Below are 15,824 nucleotides of genomic sequence, written 5' to 3' on the forward strand. Positions count from 1 at the left end.
TCAGACACCGGACTCAGGACAGTCCGCGAACGGGAAACCGCCGGTGTCTGGACGGATGAGGTTCATTCTCTAGTACCCGTTCCCGGCCTGTCGACACATGCGCTCTGGCCAGCTGAGACAATGTCCGGGTCGGGTTGAAGCAAGGTACTCGTACTCGGGGTTTCTTTCGGCCGTTTCGGAAATATCCGATTAGCAAATGTCCGAGCGGTATGTGTTAATGGGCGTTGCCCCGCGGTAGCACTGCTGATGGGCATCACGACGCAGTACGAAGGATGGTCGGGTCACATGGCAACACAGGTTCGCACTCGCAGGTTCGCCCGTATCGGGGCAATCGTCGCAGGTACAGCCCTTGCTGCATCTGCAGCACTCGGATCGGCGCAGGCCGCACCGCTGTGGCCCGGTGGCCCGGATATCTCCATTCCCGGCTTGCCCGGATCCTCGGATCCCGCAGCTCCCGCACCGCAGCAACTCGTTCCGCAGCTCGCACCGGCCAACTTTGCAGATCCGAGCATCAGCCCGTCCGGCGGCGAGGTCGTCGGAGTTGCGCAGCCCATCGCAATCCGCTTCGACGAGGCCATCGGCGATCGCGATGCCGCACTGCGGGCCATTCGCGTCACGACGAACCCGTCCGTCGACGGCCACTTCTACTGGATCAACGACAGCCAGGTCCGGTGGCTGCCCAACGAGTTCTACCCGGCGCATACCCAGGTGACCGTCGAAGCGGGCGGCGCGAAGGCCGAGTTCTCCACCGGAGACTCCATCATCACCACGGCCGACGACAACACCAAGCAGATCACCGTGACCCGCAACGGCGAGGTCGTCAAGACCATGCCCACCTCGATGGGCAAGGTCGGCCACGAAACTCCGAACGGCACCTACATCGTCGGCGAGCGCTTCCGCGACATGTACATGGACTCGTCCACCTACGGCGTCCCGGTGGACTCCGAGGAGGGCTACCGCACGTACGTCGAGTACGCCACGCGCATTTCCTACAGCGGCATCTTCGTGCATGCAGCCCCGTGGTCGGAATCCCAGCAGGGCTACTCCAACGCCTCGCACGGCTGCCTCAACGTCAGCACCGAAGACGGCAAGTGGTTCTTCGAGAACGCCCAGAAGGGCGACCCCGTCGTCGTCGTCAACACCGACGGCGGCACCTTGAGCGGATCCGACGGCCTCGGAGACTGGAACCGCTAGAGCGGCTTCGCCGCATGTGACTGGAACTTCGTAGCCCACTACGAAGTTCCGCTCACATAGGTTGGTCTGAGCGTCAGGGGACGTTGGGGCTCAGTTCACCATTCGTTAGCCGAGACTGAGCACAGTCCTCGCGGTGAGTGCAACAACCGAACGAGTGCTGCCCACGGCACGCAAGAACGGGCCTGCTGGTCGTTCCGGCAGGCTCCACTCCGGTCTCTTCTCGCGGCCGTGGACCGACTACGCACTGTTCCTGATTCTCGTGGGCCCAAACCTGGCCTTGCTGGCGGTGTTCACGTATCGGCCGCTGGTGGAGAACTTCCAGTTCTCGTTCTTCGACTGGAACCTGTCTTCACCCACGTCCACGTTCGTCGGCTTCGACAACTACCGCGAGTGGGCCTCCCGCGACGACACCTGGCAGATCGTCGGCAACACCGTCGTGTTCACGGTCGCGGCCGTCGTCGGGTCGTTGGTGCTCGGCCTGGTGCTCGCCCTGCTGCTCGATCGAAAGCTGAGGGGCCGCAACTTCGTTCGCTCCGCCGTGTTCGCCCCGTACGTCATCTCCGGCGCAGCGATCGGCATCGCATTCCAATTCGTCTTCGACCCCAACTTCGGCCTGGTGCAGGACCTGATGCGACGCTTCGGCCTCGGCGCGGTCCCGGATTTCTATCAGGACCCCAAGTGGGCGATGGTCATGATCACCGTCACCTACCTGTGGAAGAACCTGGGATACACCTTCGTCATCTACCTTGCGGCTCTGCAGGGTGTGCGCAAGGAACTGATGGAAGCGGCCGAGATCGATCAGGCGAGCCGCTGGACCACGTTCCGAAAAGTGCTTCTACCGCAGCTACGTCCGACGACGTTCTTCCTGTCGATCACAGTGCTGCTCAACTCACTTCAGGTCTTCGACATCATCAACGTCATGACGCGCGGCGGCCCACTGGCCACCGGAACGACCACGATGGTCTATCAGGTCTACGAGGAGACGTTCCGCAACTTCAGGGCCGGCTACGGAGCAACCGTCGCGACGATCCTGTTCCTCGTGCTGTTGATCGTCACCCTCGTGCAGGTACGAATCATGGATCGGGACGATCAGCGATGACAGTGGTGGACAAGCCCGCGACGACCGCGGCAAAAAAGACCTCCGGCGATCCGCAGCGCACGCGCCGAAGCGCGAACATCCTCGGTTACGCAGCCATGGTTGCCGTCCTGTTGATGATCGGGCTGCCGCTGTTCTGGATCCTGATCACCTCCTTCAAGGATCGACCGGATATCTACGTGCAGCCGGTCACGTGGTGGCCCAGCGTCTTTCACCCGCAGAACTACGACGAGGCGACGACGGAGGTGCCGTTCTTCACCTACCTGCGCAACTCCATCATCATCACCACGGCCGTGTCGTCGATCAAGTTCGTTCTCGGGGTCCTCAGCGCCTACGGTCTGGTGTTCCTGCGGTTCCCGGGCAAGAACATCGTCTTTCTCGTCATCATCGCCGCGCTGATGGTGCCCAATCAGATCACCGTCATCTCGAACTACTCGCTCATCTCCGAGTTGGGCTGGCGGAACTCGTTCCAGGGCATCATCATTCCGCTGGCCGGTGTGGCCTTCGGTACCTTCCTGATGCGCAATCACTTCCTGTCGTTGCCGCCGGAGATCATCGAGGCCGCCCGCATGGACGGTGCTGGGCCGGTACGGCTGATGTTCCGAGTGATCCTGCCCCTGTCGGGTCCGACGATGGTGGCCTTCGCCATCATCACGATCGTCACCGAATGGAACGAATACCTCTGGCCGTTCCTGATGTCGGACGACTCGTCGGTCGCGCCGCTCCCTGTCGGCTTGACCCTGCTGCAGAACAGCGAGGGCTACACCAACTGGGGCGCGGTCATGGCCGCGACAGTGCTGACCATCCTGCCGATCCTTCTCGTTTTTCTCGTCCTGCAGCGCCACATGATCAAGGGCCTCACCTCCGGTGCGGTCAAGGGCTGATTCACCTCACTATCAGGAGTCGAACACCATGGCACACATCATCAATCGGCGTGGCTTTCTCACGCTCACCGGTGCGGCTGCAACCGCTGCCGCCCTCGCAGCCTGCAGCGGACCCGGATCGGGCTCGTCCGGCGGCGGCGGTGTCGAGGGCGATGCGAGCACCATCAACTTCTGGTCGAACCACCCGGGCAAGTCCCAGGAATTCGAGAAGGAACTGATCTCGCGCTTCCAGGCTCAGAACCCGGGCCTGACGGTCAACCTCATCGACGGCGGAAAGAACTACGAGGAGGTGTCGCAGAAGTTCAACGCGGCACTCTCGGGCGACGATGTGCCCGACGTCGTCGTACTCTCGGACGTCTGGTGGTTCAACTACGCACTCACCGGTGCGATCGAGCCCCTCGACAAGCACTTCTCCGCGGCCGGAGTCGACCAGTCCGACTACGTGGATTCGCTGCTGGCGGACTACAACTGGAACGGCAACCACTGGGCGCTGCCGTATGCGCGTTCGACGCCGCTGTTCTACTACAACAAGGCCGTCTGGTCGGCCGCCGGACTCCCCGATCGCGGACCGGCCACCTGGCAGGAATTCGACGAGTGGGGCCCACGCATCCAGGCCGTCGTCGGAAACGGCAAGCTCGCCCACGGTTGGGGTAACGCCGTGGACTACCTCGGGTGGACGTTCGAGGGACCGATCTGGACGTTCGACGGTTCGTACTCGGATCAGTTCCAGCTCAAGTTCGACGACCCCAATACCATTGCGGCAGGCAAGTTCCTGCAGGACATGATCCACACCAAGAAGTACGCCGCGGTGTCCAACGACATCGCCAACGACTTCGCAGCAGGCATCATCGCGTCCACCATCGCCTCCACCGGTGACCTGTCGACCATCAAGGGCGGCGCCGCATTCGAGTTCGGTACCGCCTTCCTTCCCGCCACCGAGGGAACACCCGGTTGCCCCACCGGCGGTGCGGGCCTGGCCATCCCGGCGAAGATCTCGGACGAGCGAAAGGTGAACGCGCTCAAATTCATCGACTTCGTCACCAATGGTGCCAACACCGCCTACTTCTCGCAGAACACCGGGTACATGCCGGTCCGCAAGTCGGCGCAGCAGGACCCGTCGGAGATCGCGTTCCTCGAGGCCAACCCCAACGCGAAGACGGCCGTCGACCAGTTGGCGCGTACCCGCTCACAGGACTACGCCCGGGTGTTCGTTCCCGGTGGCGACAAGATCATCGGTAGCGGACTCGAGCAGATCGCACTGCAGAATGCCGATGTCGCAACGACATTCGCGTCCATCTCGGAGCAGTTGCAGCAGATCATCGACCGCCAGATCACCCCGAAGCTGCCGAAGTAATGGCCGCCGTTCACTACGCCGGTGTCTCGCACCGGTACCCGGGAGCCGATGCGCTCGCTGTGGACAGCCTGGAACTCGACATCGCGGACGGTGAATTCATCGTCCTGGTCGGGCCTTCGGGCTGCGGGAAGTCGACGAGTCTGCGGATGCTCGCCGGCCTCGAATCCGTCGAGAGCGGTCACATCGACATCGGCGGAGTGGACGTCACCTCGTTGGCCCCGCGGGCCAGGGACGTCGCGATGGTGTTCCAGAACTACGCGCTCTACCCCAACATGACCGTCGGGGACAATATGGGCTTCGCGCTGCGCAACGCCGGAATGAGCAAGGTGGACACCGCAGCACGGGTGCTCGATGCGGCGAAGATGCTCGAGCTGGAGCCGCTGCTCGATCGCAAGCCCGGCAAGCTCTCCGGCGGCCAGCGCCAGCGAGTAGCGATGGGGCGCGCCATCGTGCGTCAACCCAAGGTGTTCTGCATGGACGAGCCGCTGTCGAACCTCGACGCCAAGCTGCGAGTGTCGACCAGAGCCCAGATCGCCGGTCTGCAGCGACGATTGGGCACCACCACGGTGTACGTCACCCACGATCAGGTCGAGGCCATGACGATGGGTGACCGGGTCGCGGTGTTGCTCGACGGCAAGTTGCAGCAGATCGCCGCTCCGCGGGAGCTGTACGACAACCCCGTCAACACGTTCGTCGCGGGATTCATCGGGTCACCCGGCATGAACCTCGTCGACGCCCCCGTGCACGACGGTGCCGCCGTACTCGGCGAACTGCGCATCCCGGTCCCGTCGTCGGCGCGTGAGCGCGTGGTGGTCGGAATTCGTCCGGAATCGTGGGATCTGGTGGGCGACGGCCTCGGGCTGCAGCTGACCGTCGAGCTGATCGAGGAACTCGGTGCGGAGTCGTTCGTCTACGCATCCGCACCCAGTATCGACGGTGGGTGGACGACGACCTCCGGACGTATCTCGGTTCGCGTCGACCGCAAGCTGTCCATCGCACTGGCCGAGACGGTTCGACTGGTACCCAAGCTGGACGAGCTGTTCTTCTTCGACTCTGCTACCGGCCTGCGGTTGTCGTAGCAGGTTCACCGAGATCGATCGGCAGGGTGGCCCATCCGTGAAGGACACGGGTGTTGCGACGGGTTCCCTCGCCTGCCGAGCGCAGGTGGGGGAACCTGTCGAACAGCGCTTTGAGGCCTACTTCCGATTCGGCCTTGGCCAGTGCTGCGCCGAGGCAGTAATGGCGGCCGCCCGAGAACGACAGGTGCTTGCCTGCGTTGGCGCGGGTGACGTCGAATCTGTTCGGATCCTCGAACACCAGCGGGTCTCGGTTGGCCCCGGCGAGCACGAGGATCACCAGTGATCCCTCCCTGATCGGCACGCCCTCCACCACGACATCGTGTTTGGCGGCTCGCGCGGTCAGCTGCACCGGAGATTCCATCCGCAGCATCTCGTCGATGGCAGTGGGCCAGTGCGACGGGTCCTGCTGCAGTACGGCGAGTTGATCGGGGTGATCGAGCAGCAACCGGATTCCGCTACCGAGCAGGTTGACGGTCGTCTCGAATCCTGCTGCCAGCACCAATCCTGCGGTGGCTTTGAGCTCTTCGTCGTTCAGGCCGATGCCCTCGTCCTTCGCGGCGATCAGCTGGCTCATCAGATCGTCGCCGGGAGTGCGGCGCAGCTCGGTGATGTGCTGGGAGAGCCAGGCGTCGAATCCGATCAGCCCACGCTCGACCTGCTTGAACTGGGTCCATGACAAGCCGATGTCGAGGCTCGGTGCGGCCATCTCACCGAATTCGAGAACCCGCTGGTTGTCTTCCACCGGAACGCCGAGGATTCGCCCGATCACCGCGACCGGCAGGCGCGCGCAGTAGCGATCGACTATGTCGACAACCGGAGAACCGTCGGACAGTTCGTCGAGCAGTGCGTCGGCGGTTTCCTGTACCTGATCGCGCATCTGCGCCACGGCCCGAGCGGTGAACACCGAGGACACCAGTTTGCGGTACCGCGTGTGATCAGGCGGTTCGACCGAGAGGAGAGACGGCGGCAGAATCGGGTGCAGGGCACCGGATCTGGTGTGTCGTTCGATCCACTGCAGCGGTGCGGGCAAGGTGCCGCCCAGTCGAGTGACTCTGAAGTCGTCGGAGCGGAGCAGGTCGAAGGCCACCCGATGGTGCACGGTGATGTTCGAGATGCGGGTCTTCACCAGCGGTGCCGTGCCGCGCAGCTTTTCGTAGACCGGCGTCGGATTCACCCGCGTCGCTGGATCGGCCACCAGCATGGCCTGTGGATCGCCCGCTGCCGCTGCTCGTTTGGCCGCGAACCGAATGACCCCGTGCGCTGCAAGCCATCGCAGAAATTCCCTCATCCGAACACCCTCCCCTTGTCCTACCCGGTACTACCAGATCTTGACGCGCTCACCCGGCTCCAAGTACAGCGCATCTCCGGGCTGTACGTCGAAGGCTTGGTGAAAACTGTCCAGATTGCGCACGACGCCGTTGCAGCGGAACTCCGGCGGCGAGTGCGGATCGACGGCGAGACGACGGATCGCCTCGGCATCTCGTGCCTTGGTGCGCCACACCTGCGACCAGCCGAAGAACACGCGCTGCAACCCGGTCAGGCCGTCGAGCACCGGTGCTTCTTTGCCCTCGAGCGAGATCTCGTAGGCGGCGACTGCGATGGACAGGCCGCCCAGATCACCGATGTTCTCACCGATAGTGAATTCGCCGTTGACCTTGTGCCCGGGCAGCGCCGCGGGCTCGAACGCGTTGTACTGCTCGATCAGGGCCGTGGTGCGCTTGCCGAACTCGGTGCGGTCGCTGTCGGTCCACCAATCGACCATGTTGCCGTCGCCGTCGTACTTGGCACCCTGGTCGTCGAATCCGTGGCCGATCTCGTGGCCGATCACCGCGCCGATGCCGCCGTAGTTGGCCGCGTCGTCTGCCTCCGGGTCGAAGAACGGTGGCTGCAGAATGGCTGCGGGAAAGACGATTTCGTTCATGCCGGGGTTGTAGTAGGCATTGACGGTCTGCGGCGTCATGAACCACTCGTCCCGATCGACCGGACCGCCGAGCTTGTCGAGATCGCGCTGGTGGTCGGCGGTGTAGCCGCGGCGGTAGTTACCGAGCAGATCGTCGGCGCTGATTTCCACGCCCGAGTAGTCGCGCCAGCGATCGGGGTAGCCGATCTTGGGAGTGAACTTGTCCAGCTTGTCCAGAGCCTTTCGACGCGTCTCCGGACTCATCCATTCGAGCTCGGAGATGTTGCGGCGGTACGCCTCGGTGAGGTTCTCGACCAGCACCTGCATCCGAGCCTTGGAGTCGGCGGGGAAGTGGCGGTCGACGTACAGCTTGCCGACGGCCTCGCCGAGAACGTCCTGCACCAGGGAGACTCCACGCTTCCAGCGCTCTCGGTTCTCCTCGGTGCCGGTCAGCGTGGTTCCGTAGAACGCGAAGTTCTCGTCGACGATCGCGCTCGTCAGGAAAGGCGCGCGAGAATGTACGACGCGCCAGGCGAGCCACGCCTTCCAGGCTTCGATGTCCTCGGAGGCCCACAGCGCAACGAAAGTGCTGAGGAACGACGGCTGCCGCACGACGATCTCGGCGAACTGATCGGTCGAAGCTCCGAGACCGGAAATCCATGCAGCCCAATCGAACCCGGGTTCATTCTCGACGAGGGTGTCGAATTGGACGAGGTTGTAGCTCTTCTCGGCATCACGCCTGGCGACGACATCCCAGTGGCCTGCGGCAATTTTCTTCTCGAGGTCGAACACCGTCTGTGCGTCGTACTCGATACCGCTGAGCGCGAACATCTTCGAGATGTGCGCGATGTAGCTCGTACGAATCTCGGCGTATTCGTCCTGGCGGTAGTACGACTCGTCGGGCAGACCGATGCCGGACTGGCTGAAGTGCACGAGGTAGCGATCGGACTGCTTGGCGTCGGTGTCGACGTACTGGCCGATGCCACCGCCCACGCCCGTGCGTTGCAGTGAACCGAGAACGCCTGCGAGCGTGACCAGATCGGCCGCGTCGGCGACGGCGGTGAGCTCGTCGGCGATAGGCGTGACGCCGAGCTGCTCGGCACGGTCGGCATCCATGAAGCTCGAGAACAGGTCGCCGATCTTCTGTGCGTCGCTGCCCACGGGGGGATTCGCGGCGGCGGACTCTTCGATGATGGTCTGGACGTCCACTTCGGCGCGGTCGTACAACGTCCGGAAGGCCCCGTCGACGGCGCGGTCTGCCGGGATGTCGTAATCCTCGAGCCATTTGCCGTTGACGTGCACGAAGAGGTCGTCCTGCGCGCGTGTGTTCTCGTCCTGGTAGCTGAGATCGATGCCCGAGTTCACTACTGAAGTCATGCGTCCATCTTTACACTCTTGCGCTTGATTGAACGGGTGTTTAATGTGTTGTACATGCGTACAGCAACCGAGGATCTCACGACCAGGGCGCGAATCCGCGATACCGCGATCGACGTCTTCGGCGCACAGGGCTTCACCGCCGGGTTGCGGTCGATCGCCACGGCGGCAGGCGTCTCACCTGGGCTCGTCAACCACCATTTCGGATCCAAGGAGGGTCTACGCACGGCCTGTGACGAGCACGTTCTGCGGGTGATCCGGGAATCGAAGTCTGCGTCGGCCGGCCCCGCCGGGATGATGGAACAGCTCGCTCGCATCGACGAGTACGCGCCGCTCGTCGCGTACATCGTGCGGAGCTTCTCGGCGGGCGGCGCACTGGCGCGAGAGTTGTTCGAGCACATGGTCGACGACGCCGTCCGGTACATCGACGACGGTGTCCGCGACGGCCGGTTCACGCCCAGCCGAGACCCCGCGGCCCGCGCCCGATTCATGACCCGACAGAACGTGGGCGGCCTACTGCTGTACGCGGCGATGGCAGGCCCCGACGTCGACTTCCGCGAAGCCCTCACCGCGCTCGGAGACGAAATCATGCTCCCGGCGCTCGAGCTCTACACCGACGGATTGTTCACCGATTCACAGGCTTTGGACGCGTACCTGGAGGCCAAGAAATGACCGAGGCAATCGAAGTCGCCGGATTGGTGAAGACGTTCGGTTCGGTCCGGGCGCTCGACGGACTCGACCTGCGCGTCGAAACCGGGGAGGTACACGGCTTCCTCGGTCCCAACGGAGCAGGAAAATCCACGACGATTCGCGTACTGCTCGGGCTCGTCCGTGCGACGTCCGGCACCGTGCGACTGCTCGACGGAGACCCATGGGCCGACACCGTGGCGTTGCACCGACGTCTGGCCTACGTCCCGGGCGATGTGACGCTGTGGCCGTCGTTGACCGGCGGTGAGGTGATCGATCTTCTCGGCCGAATGCGCGGCGGCATCGACGCCACGCGCCGCGCCGAACTGCTCGAACGGTTCTCTCTCGACCCCGGCAAGCGCTCCCGCACCTACTCCAAGGGGAATCGGCAAAAGGTTGCGCTGATTTCGGCCCTGGCGTCGAACGTCGAGCTGCTGATTCTCGACGAACCCACATCAGGACTCGATCCGCTGATGGAACAGCACTTCGCCGACTGTGTGAAAGATGCTGCCCGACGCGGAGTCACGGTGCTGCTGTCGTCACACATCCTGTCCGAGGTCGATGCGCTGTGCAGCTCGGTGACCATCGTCAAGGACGGTCGAACGGTGGATACCGGCACGCTGGCATCGATGCGTCACCTCACCCGAACCACCGTGACTGCAGAGCTCGACCGGCTGCCCGACGCCCTCGACACACTCCAGGGAGTCAGCGCAGTGAGCGTGGACAACTCGACTGTCACGTGCACGGTGGAGAACGAGGCCCTTCCCGCGGTACTGCACGTGCTGGCCGACGCGGGCGTGCGAAGCTTGGTCAGTTCGCCTCCGACTCTCGAGGAGCTGTTCATGAGGTACTACGCATGAGCGGCACGGGAGCACTGCTGCGGTTGTATCTGCGCCGCGATCGCCTGGTATTGCCGCTCTGGGTCGTTCTGCTCGGAGCGCTCCCGCTGCTGTACGCGGTCAGCTTCGAGGGGCTGTATCCGACGGCGGCAGACCGCCAAGCGTTCTATCTCGGCACCGTGGCAGTGCCGGCACAGGCGGCGCTCGTCGGCCCTATCTTCGGCAGCGACCTCGGTGCCCTGGTGTCGTGGCGCGCCGGACTGGTACTCACACTCGTGCCGTTGGCGGCGATCCTCACCGTCGTTCGGCACACCCGCGGTGAAGAGGATGCGGGGCGTACCGAGCTGATCGGGTCGACTGCAGTGGGCAGATACGCAGGGCTGACAGCGGCCGCGCTGCTGGCGGGCGGCGGCGTTGTGGCGACAGGAATGTTGTCGTTCGTCTCGCTGTGGGCATTCGGTCTGCCGGTGGCCGGGAGCCTCGCGTTCGGCGCGTCGATCGCCGTCGTCGGTGCGGTGTTCGTCGGCTGCGCGGCGCTGGCAGCACAGGTGGCGTCCGGGGCTCGCGCGGCTCGCGGCTACGCCCTCTGTGTTCTGGCCGCAGCGTTCGTCCTACGGGCGATCGGCGACATCGGCTCGGGAACCCCGTCGTGGTTCTCACCGATCGGGTGGTCGGCGCAGGTGCGGCCGTTCGCCGACGAGAGGTGGTGGCCGTTGCTGCTGTCGCTTGCGGCTGCAGCCGCGTTCTGCGCTGCAGCGTTCGCGGCCGCGAATCGACGCGATCTCGGCAGTGGTCTGCGGGCCGAGCGTCGTGGCCGGGTGGCCGCAGTGCCGTCACTGGCCGGGCCGGTCGCCCTCGCCTGGCGACTGTCCCGCGGAACCATCGTGGTCTGGACCGTCGGGCTCGCCTTGTTCGGTATCGCGATCGGATCTTCCACGGACGGAATCGGTGACCAACTCGGCAGCAGCACCGCAATCAGCGACGCACTGAACAAGTTCGGGGGCACCACACTCGAACAATCGTTCATCGCCGCAGTGCTGAGCATCGTCGGCATCATGGTGGCGGCCTATTCGGTATCGGCCCTGCTGCGGCTCCACGGTGAGGAAGAGGCAGGTCTGGCCGAGATCGTTCTTGCCACCAGCGTCTCGCGGATCCGATGGTCGGCAGGGCATCTACTCCTGGCCGTCCTCGGCCCGGCGTGGCTGCTGCTGGTCGTCGGCCTCACCATCGGGCTGACGTACGGGTCGGCAACGGGCGACGTCTCAGGCGAATTGCCGTCCGTCGTGGGCGGCGCACTGGCTCAGCTCCCTGCCGTGTGGGTGGTGGCGGCCATAGGCGTGGCTCTGTTCGGCGCTGTACCTCGGTTCGCGACAATCCTGTGGGCCGTCCTGGGCGGCTTCGTCGCGCTCGGCCAGATAGGTGCGGTTCTCGGGCTGCCGCAGTGGTTGCAGGACATCTCGCCGTTCACCCACCTGCCCAAGCTGCCTGGTGCAGAGTTTTCAGTGCTGCCATCGCTGTGGCTCGTCGCGATCGCTGCAGCAGCCGGCGGCGTCGGAACGATTGCGTTCAGGAGAAGGGACGTCCGCGGCTGAGTCCATCAGCCACGACTCAGTTCGGTGTCGAGTCGTCGTACTGGTTCTCGACGTTCTGCTGGAATTCGTCGGCACATTGCTGTTGCGCTGCAGAATCGCTGCCTGCGTTGCTGATGCAGTCGGTGAAGTCTTGTCCACCGACTGCGTTGAACAGGCCGACGCCGACGACGACGAGAACGATCGACAATGCTGCGGCCACAAAACCGAGAATGATCGCGATGAGTGACACGGTGCCATTGGTGGCGACGCGCTTTTTGTACCTGGACCGTCCGATGAAGCCGAGAACGATGGCGATCAGGCCGAGAAGAATTCCGCCGACAATGGTCCAGGAGAACAACACACCCAGAATCGCCAGGACCAGAGCGATCGTGCCGACGGTGTTCTTCGGGGCTACCGGCTGCTCTTGATATCCGCCCTGCTGGTACCCGCCCTGCTGGGGGTATTCGCCGGGTGACGGATAGTTTCCGGGTGGGGGATAGTCACCGGGCGGCGGGTTCTGATTCGACACGTTGAGTACCTCCGAAATCGGCGATCATGAACGCTGGGAGTGTATGCGGGTGTCTGCCGTGCGCACAGGCGACGCGTGCCCCCGTGATCAACTTGTCATCGAACGTACATGTCAGCCGCCGAGACGCGAGTGCATCTCCCAGATCAGGATCTCGGCTGGTTCGGTGGCAGTAATGCTTTGTCCACCAGTCGAACTCATACGGACAGCATCGCCCTCGTACAGTTCACCGACGCCCTCCATCGAGACGGTGCCGCGGGCGACGAAAACGTGGACGAAAGGCGCGTCGGGCACCGTTACCGATCTCCCGGGCATCAACCTGGCCGCGTGCAGCGCTGCCGACTTCTGCGAGATCCCGATCGCGGCCTCACCGCGGTGCTTGTCCATACCCGACGCCACCGTGACCAGCCCGCCGCGCAGCAACTCGTCGCCGATTTCGAGTTGCTCGTATCCGGGTGTGGTGCCGGGACTGTCCGGCAGCACCCACATCTGCACGAAGCGAACGGGTTCGGTGTGCCGGTTGCCGTCGATGCTCCAGGAGTCGTTCTTCTCCGAGTGCATGATGCCTTTGCCCGCGCTCATCCGTTGCGCGAGCCCGGGATAGATGATTCCGGAATGACCGATGGAGTCCTGATGCACCAGCGAACCCTGCACCACCCAGGTGACTATTTCCATGTCGCGATGCGGGTGTGTCTCGAAACCCTGACCGGCAGTGACGATGTCGTCGTTGTTGACCAGTAGTAGTCCGTGATGGGTGTTGTCCGGGTCGTAGTGCTGGCCGAAGGAGAACGAATGTTTCGAGTCCAGCCAGGACACACGGGTTTTCAGTCGATCACCTGCGCGGTGCACATCGATGTGAGCGGTCAGTGGGGCGGACATGTGACCACTCTACGAGCATGTCGGTGTGCCGGCGTACGACCTGCATAACGTTCGGGTGTCTTTGCCGTCGGTGTGTGAGCGTCGCCGGGAGTGGGTAGGTTTCGCTTCGTACGGTCACAGCTCCGCACACTCCAAAGAAGGCGGCGAGACATTTTCATGGTCGGTTCCAGCTCGAGTGCTTCACGCACGGTCGAACCTCAGCTCGCGGAGGCTTTGGCGACGTGGCTACCGGCGCAACGGTGGTTCGGTGCCAAGGGATCGACCGTGGATTCGGTGCAGATCATCGAACGCGAAGTTCTCCACGACGAACCACATTTCGCGGCCGAGCACCTGCTGGTGGAGGTGCAGCTGACACAGGACGGCGCGGTGGTGACCCAGACCTACCAGGTGCCGCTGGGCTTCCGCACCGAGCTGACCGACGAGCTCCGGCCGTGGGTGCTTCCGGTTGCGGGTGAGATTGCCGTGTTCGACGGGTTACGGGACCCCGAGATCATCGGCCTGTACGGCGACGCCTTCGCTTCCGGAAATTCCACGGGCAGCATCGAATTCAAGATCGTCGATGGTTCGAGTGTGCCGAGCGGTCTGCCCGGTCGGGTTCTGGGAGCCGAGCAGTCCAACACCTCGGTGATTCTCGGTGATCTGCTGTTGCTCAAATTGTTTCGACAGGTTCCACCGGGCGTGAGCCCCGATGTGGAACTGCATCGCGCCCTGGCGGAGGCAGGCAGTGCCAACGTCGCACCGCTGCGGGGCTGGCTGGAAGCGGTCGTCGGCGGCGAGCCGACCACTCTGGGCATGATTCAGGACTTCGCTGCGAACTCCACCGAAGGCTGGACCGCAGCGCTGGCAAGTGTTCGCGAGGCGTTCGATTCCCCCGATACGCCGATCGAAGAACTGCCCGGCGATTTCGCGGGGGACGCGCATCGAATCGGAGCTGCCGTCGCGCACGTGCATTACGACCTGGCCTCGGTGCTGGGCACCGTCGAACGCTCGGTGGAGTCGACCGCCGTCGAGGAGATCCTCGCCCGCATCTCGGGCGTTGCGCGGGTCGTGCCGGAGATCGCTCGATTCATTCCGGCGGCGACTGCCCTGATCTCGCGGGCGGAGGCGTCGAACAGCACCACCGTGCAGCGCATCCACGGCGATCTGCATCTGGGGCAGGTGTTGGGGACTCCCGAGCGGTGGCTGCTCATCGACTTCGAGGGTGAGCCCGCCAAGACCTTGGCCGAGCGTAAGCAGATGGACAGCCCCTTGCGTGACGTCGCCGGAATGCTGCGCTCGTTCGACTATGCCGCCAACCATCTGCTGGTCGATCAGCCCGAGGACCCCTCGATGCGGGAGCGCGCGGACCAGTGGGCCGCGCGCAGCATCGCCTCGTTCTTCGATGGATACGCCTCGGTGGCCGGGCACGATCCGCGGGACGAGGCCGATCTGTTGCGCGCATACGAACTCGACAAGGCCGTCTACGAGGTTCTGTACGAGGCGCGCAACCGGCCGACCTGGTTGTCGTTGCCGATGCGTGCTGTGGAGCGCTTGGTGAGCTGATCGGTGAGCTGGGGGTGCACGTCGACGAGCCTGTCTACGGCAAGTACCGTATTTCCTGACACGGGAGGCAGGACATGAACGGTATCTTGGCAATTTTCGGCATCGCGGTGGTCGTCATCACCATCCTCGTTGTGGTGGTCCTCGTTGCGGTGTTGTTCGTCGCGTCGATCAAGCCCAACAGTCTCAATATCGACCTGGACCGCAAGAAGCGCGCTCGGGAAGAAAGTTCCTCCAAAGCCTGAGATGTCCGTCACGTCCGGGACCGATTCGGTCGTGCTCGGAGTTGTATCGAATCGAAGCGCCGACTGACGCTTCCGGTTCTACAACTGGAGATCTCGTGAGCACTTCGCTGAAAGCCTCGGCCACGGCCGGGCCGTCGGGCTGTTCGCCCCGGATGAAGTCGAGGATGCTCGGAGAGTCGGTTCTCGCTCAGTTCACTCGGTTCGTTGTCGTCGGGGTATCGAGCAACGGTGTGTACGCCCTGTTGTTCGTTGCCCTCGCATCCCTTGGATCGTTCACCGCAAATCTTGCAGGCGTCGGTGCCAGTACCGTCCTGGCCAACGAACTGCACCGCCGTCACACCTTTCATGCGACCGGCAGGGTCGGCTGGTTTCAGGCACAGTGGGAAGCCGGCGGGCTCGCTCTGATCGGTCTCGGTCTGAGTACCGCCTCACTGGCCGCGATGCACGTTCTCTTTCCGGGCGCACCGGCCTATGCCCAGGTTGTGGTGGTGATCGCTGTCAGCGGTCTTTTCGGTGCCGCCCGATTCCTCGCGCTTCGCGGTTGGGTCTTCCGCACACCGAACTTCTCGGGTATCGAACCTGCCCGACAATGACCTGTGACGTCGCACCACGCGGTGTCGGCGTCGGTTGCTACGTCTAACAGATTCTCGGCGAGGC

The 15,824-nt window shown here is 63.8% G+C and carries 15 protein-coding genes; 11 read left to right on the top strand and 4 right to left on the bottom strand.

Annotated elements, in window-relative coordinates; genetic code table 11:
• The first annotated feature begins 285 nt into the window (after positions 1-285).
• The 5 genes from QM797_RS04465 (at position 286) to QM797_RS04485 (ending at position 5,607) form a co-directional block, all read left to right on the top strand.
• Positions 286-1,194 (top strand): L,D-transpeptidase, encoded by a 909-nt coding sequence (locus QM797_RS04465; RefSeq protein ID WP_283273931.1) that lies wholly within the window; start codon positions 286-288, stop codon positions 1,192-1,194.
• A gap of 154 nt (positions 1,195-1,348) precedes the next feature.
• Entirely contained in the window at positions 1,349-2,293 is a 945-nt protein-coding gene (locus QM797_RS04470) for a carbohydrate ABC transporter permease (protein WP_502942291.1), read from the top strand.
• The gene (locus QM797_RS04475; RefSeq protein ID WP_283273932.1) at positions 2,290-3,174 is read left to right on the top strand and encodes a carbohydrate ABC transporter permease; all 885 of its coding nucleotides are present in this window, start codon (positions 2,290-2,292) and stop codon (positions 3,172-3,174) included. Before QM797_RS04470 ends, QM797_RS04475 begins: the two co-directional genes overlap by 4 nt.
• A gap of 28 nt (positions 3,175-3,202) precedes the next feature.
• A complete protein-coding gene (locus tag QM797_RS04480) occupies positions 3,203-4,528 on the top strand; it encodes an ABC transporter substrate-binding protein (protein WP_283273933.1) in 1,326 nt (441 codons plus the stop codon).
• The gene (locus QM797_RS04485) at positions 4,528-5,607 is read left to right on the top strand and encodes an ABC transporter ATP-binding protein (protein ID WP_283273934.1); all 1,080 of its coding nucleotides are present in this window, start codon (positions 4,528-4,530) and stop codon (positions 5,605-5,607) included. The genes QM797_RS04480 and QM797_RS04485 overlap by 1 nt, the downstream gene beginning before the upstream one ends.
• Here the strand turns inward: QM797_RS04485 and QM797_RS04490 are convergent.
• Positions 5,585-6,895: a cytochrome P450 gene (locus QM797_RS04490; RefSeq protein WP_283273935.1), complete on the bottom strand. Its 1,311-nt coding sequence runs from the start codon at positions 6,893-6,895 to the stop codon at positions 5,585-5,587. The two genes, QM797_RS04485 and QM797_RS04490, sit on opposite strands and share 23 nt — an antisense overlap.
• A gap of 30 nt (positions 6,896-6,925) precedes the next feature.
• The gene (locus QM797_RS04495) at positions 6,926-8,884 is read right to left on the bottom strand and encodes a M13 family metallopeptidase (protein ID WP_283273936.1); all 1,959 of its coding nucleotides are present in this window, start codon (positions 8,882-8,884) and stop codon (positions 6,926-6,928) included.
• Between the two features lie 54 nt (positions 8,885-8,938).
• Here QM797_RS04495 and QM797_RS04500 point away from each other — a divergent pair, with 54 nt between their 5' ends.
• The 3 genes from QM797_RS04500 to QM797_RS04510 are packed head-to-tail and all read left to right on the top strand — an operon-like array spanning position 8,939 to position 11,999.
• A complete protein-coding gene (locus tag QM797_RS04500) occupies positions 8,939-9,553 on the top strand; it encodes a TetR/AcrR family transcriptional regulator (RefSeq protein ID WP_283273937.1) in 615 nt (204 codons plus the stop codon).
• On the top strand, positions 9,550-10,428 hold the full coding sequence (locus tag QM797_RS04505) for an ABC transporter ATP-binding protein (protein WP_283273938.1): 879 nt from the start codon (positions 9,550-9,552) through the stop codon (positions 10,426-10,428). Before QM797_RS04500 ends, QM797_RS04505 begins: the two co-directional genes overlap by 4 nt.
• Positions 10,425-11,999 (top strand): ABC transporter permease, encoded by a 1,575-nt coding sequence (locus tag QM797_RS04510; RefSeq protein ID WP_283273939.1) that lies wholly within the window; start codon positions 10,425-10,427, stop codon positions 11,997-11,999. The genes QM797_RS04505 and QM797_RS04510 overlap by 4 nt, the downstream gene beginning before the upstream one ends.
• 16 nt (positions 12,000-12,015) lie before the next feature.
• On the opposite strand, the gene QM797_RS04515 is transcribed toward QM797_RS04510, so the two are convergent.
• Positions 12,016-12,507: a DUF4190 domain-containing protein gene (locus QM797_RS04515; RefSeq protein ID WP_283273940.1), complete on the bottom strand. Its 492-nt coding sequence runs from the start codon at positions 12,505-12,507 to the stop codon at positions 12,016-12,018.
• A gap of 111 nt (positions 12,508-12,618) precedes the next feature.
• Positions 12,619-13,383, bottom strand: coding sequence for a pirin family protein (locus QM797_RS04520; RefSeq protein ID WP_283273941.1), 765 nt, complete (start codon positions 13,381-13,383; stop codon positions 12,619-12,621).
• Between the two features lie 156 nt (positions 13,384-13,539).
• On the opposite strand from QM797_RS04520, the gene QM797_RS04525 reads away from it, so the two are divergent.
• From QM797_RS04525 to QM797_RS04535, 3 genes are all read left to right on the top strand, one after another.
• A complete protein-coding gene (locus tag QM797_RS04525) occupies positions 13,540-14,925 on the top strand; it encodes a maltokinase N-terminal cap-like domain-containing protein (RefSeq protein ID WP_283273942.1) in 1,386 nt (461 codons plus the stop codon).
• Positions 14,926-14,999: 74 nt separating this feature from the next.
• A complete protein-coding gene (locus tag QM797_RS04530) occupies positions 15,000-15,167 on the top strand; it encodes a hypothetical protein (protein ID WP_155289282.1) in 168 nt (55 codons plus the stop codon).
• 152 nt (positions 15,168-15,319) lie between these two features.
• A complete protein-coding gene (locus QM797_RS04535; protein WP_283275269.1) occupies positions 15,320-15,760 on the top strand; it encodes a GtrA family protein in 441 nt (146 codons plus the stop codon).
• Positions 15,761-15,824 lie beyond the last annotated feature (64 nt).

Source organism: Rhodococcus sp. IEGM 1381 (assembly GCF_030056795.1).
GTDB lineage: Bacteria > Actinomycetota > Actinomycetes > Mycobacteriales > Mycobacteriaceae > Rhodococcoides.

Coding starts and splice junctions, on each gene's coding strand:
- QM797_RS04465 (WP_283273931.1), top strand. CDS start 286: ATGGCAACACAGGTTCGCACTCGCAGGTTCGCCCGTATCGGGGCAATC.
- QM797_RS04475 (WP_283273932.1), top strand. CDS start 2,290: ATGACAGTGGTGGACAAGCCCGCGACGACCGCGGCAAAAAAGACCTCC.
- QM797_RS04480 (WP_283273933.1), top strand. CDS start 3,203: ATGGCACACATCATCAATCGGCGTGGCTTTCTCACGCTCACCGGTGCG.
- QM797_RS04485 (WP_283273934.1), top strand. CDS start 4,528: ATGGCCGCCGTTCACTACGCCGGTGTCTCGCACCGGTACCCGGGAGCC.
- QM797_RS04490 (WP_283273935.1), bottom strand. CDS start 6,895: ATGAGGGAATTTCTGCGATGGCTTGCAGCGCACGGGGTCATTCGGTTC.
- QM797_RS04495 (WP_283273936.1), bottom strand. CDS start 8,884: ATGACTTCAGTAGTGAACTCGGGCATCGATCTCAGCTACCAGGACGAG.
- QM797_RS04500 (WP_283273937.1), top strand. CDS start 8,939: ATGCGTACAGCAACCGAGGATCTCACGACCAGGGCGCGAATCCGCGAT.
- QM797_RS04505 (WP_283273938.1), top strand. CDS start 9,550: ATGACCGAGGCAATCGAAGTCGCCGGATTGGTGAAGACGTTCGGTTCG.
- QM797_RS04510 (WP_283273939.1), top strand. CDS start 10,425: ATGAGCGGCACGGGAGCACTGCTGCGGTTGTATCTGCGCCGCGATCGC.
- QM797_RS04520 (WP_283273941.1), bottom strand. CDS start 13,383: ATGTCCGCCCCACTGACCGCTCACATCGATGTGCACCGCGCAGGTGAT.
- QM797_RS04525 (WP_283273942.1), top strand. CDS start 13,540: ATGGTCGGTTCCAGCTCGAGTGCTTCACGCACGGTCGAACCTCAGCTC.
- QM797_RS04530 (WP_155289282.1), top strand. CDS start 15,000: ATGAACGGTATCTTGGCAATTTTCGGCATCGCGGTGGTCGTCATCACC.
- QM797_RS04535 (WP_283275269.1), top strand. CDS start 15,320: ATGAAGTCGAGGATGCTCGGAGAGTCGGTTCTCGCTCAGTTCACTCGG.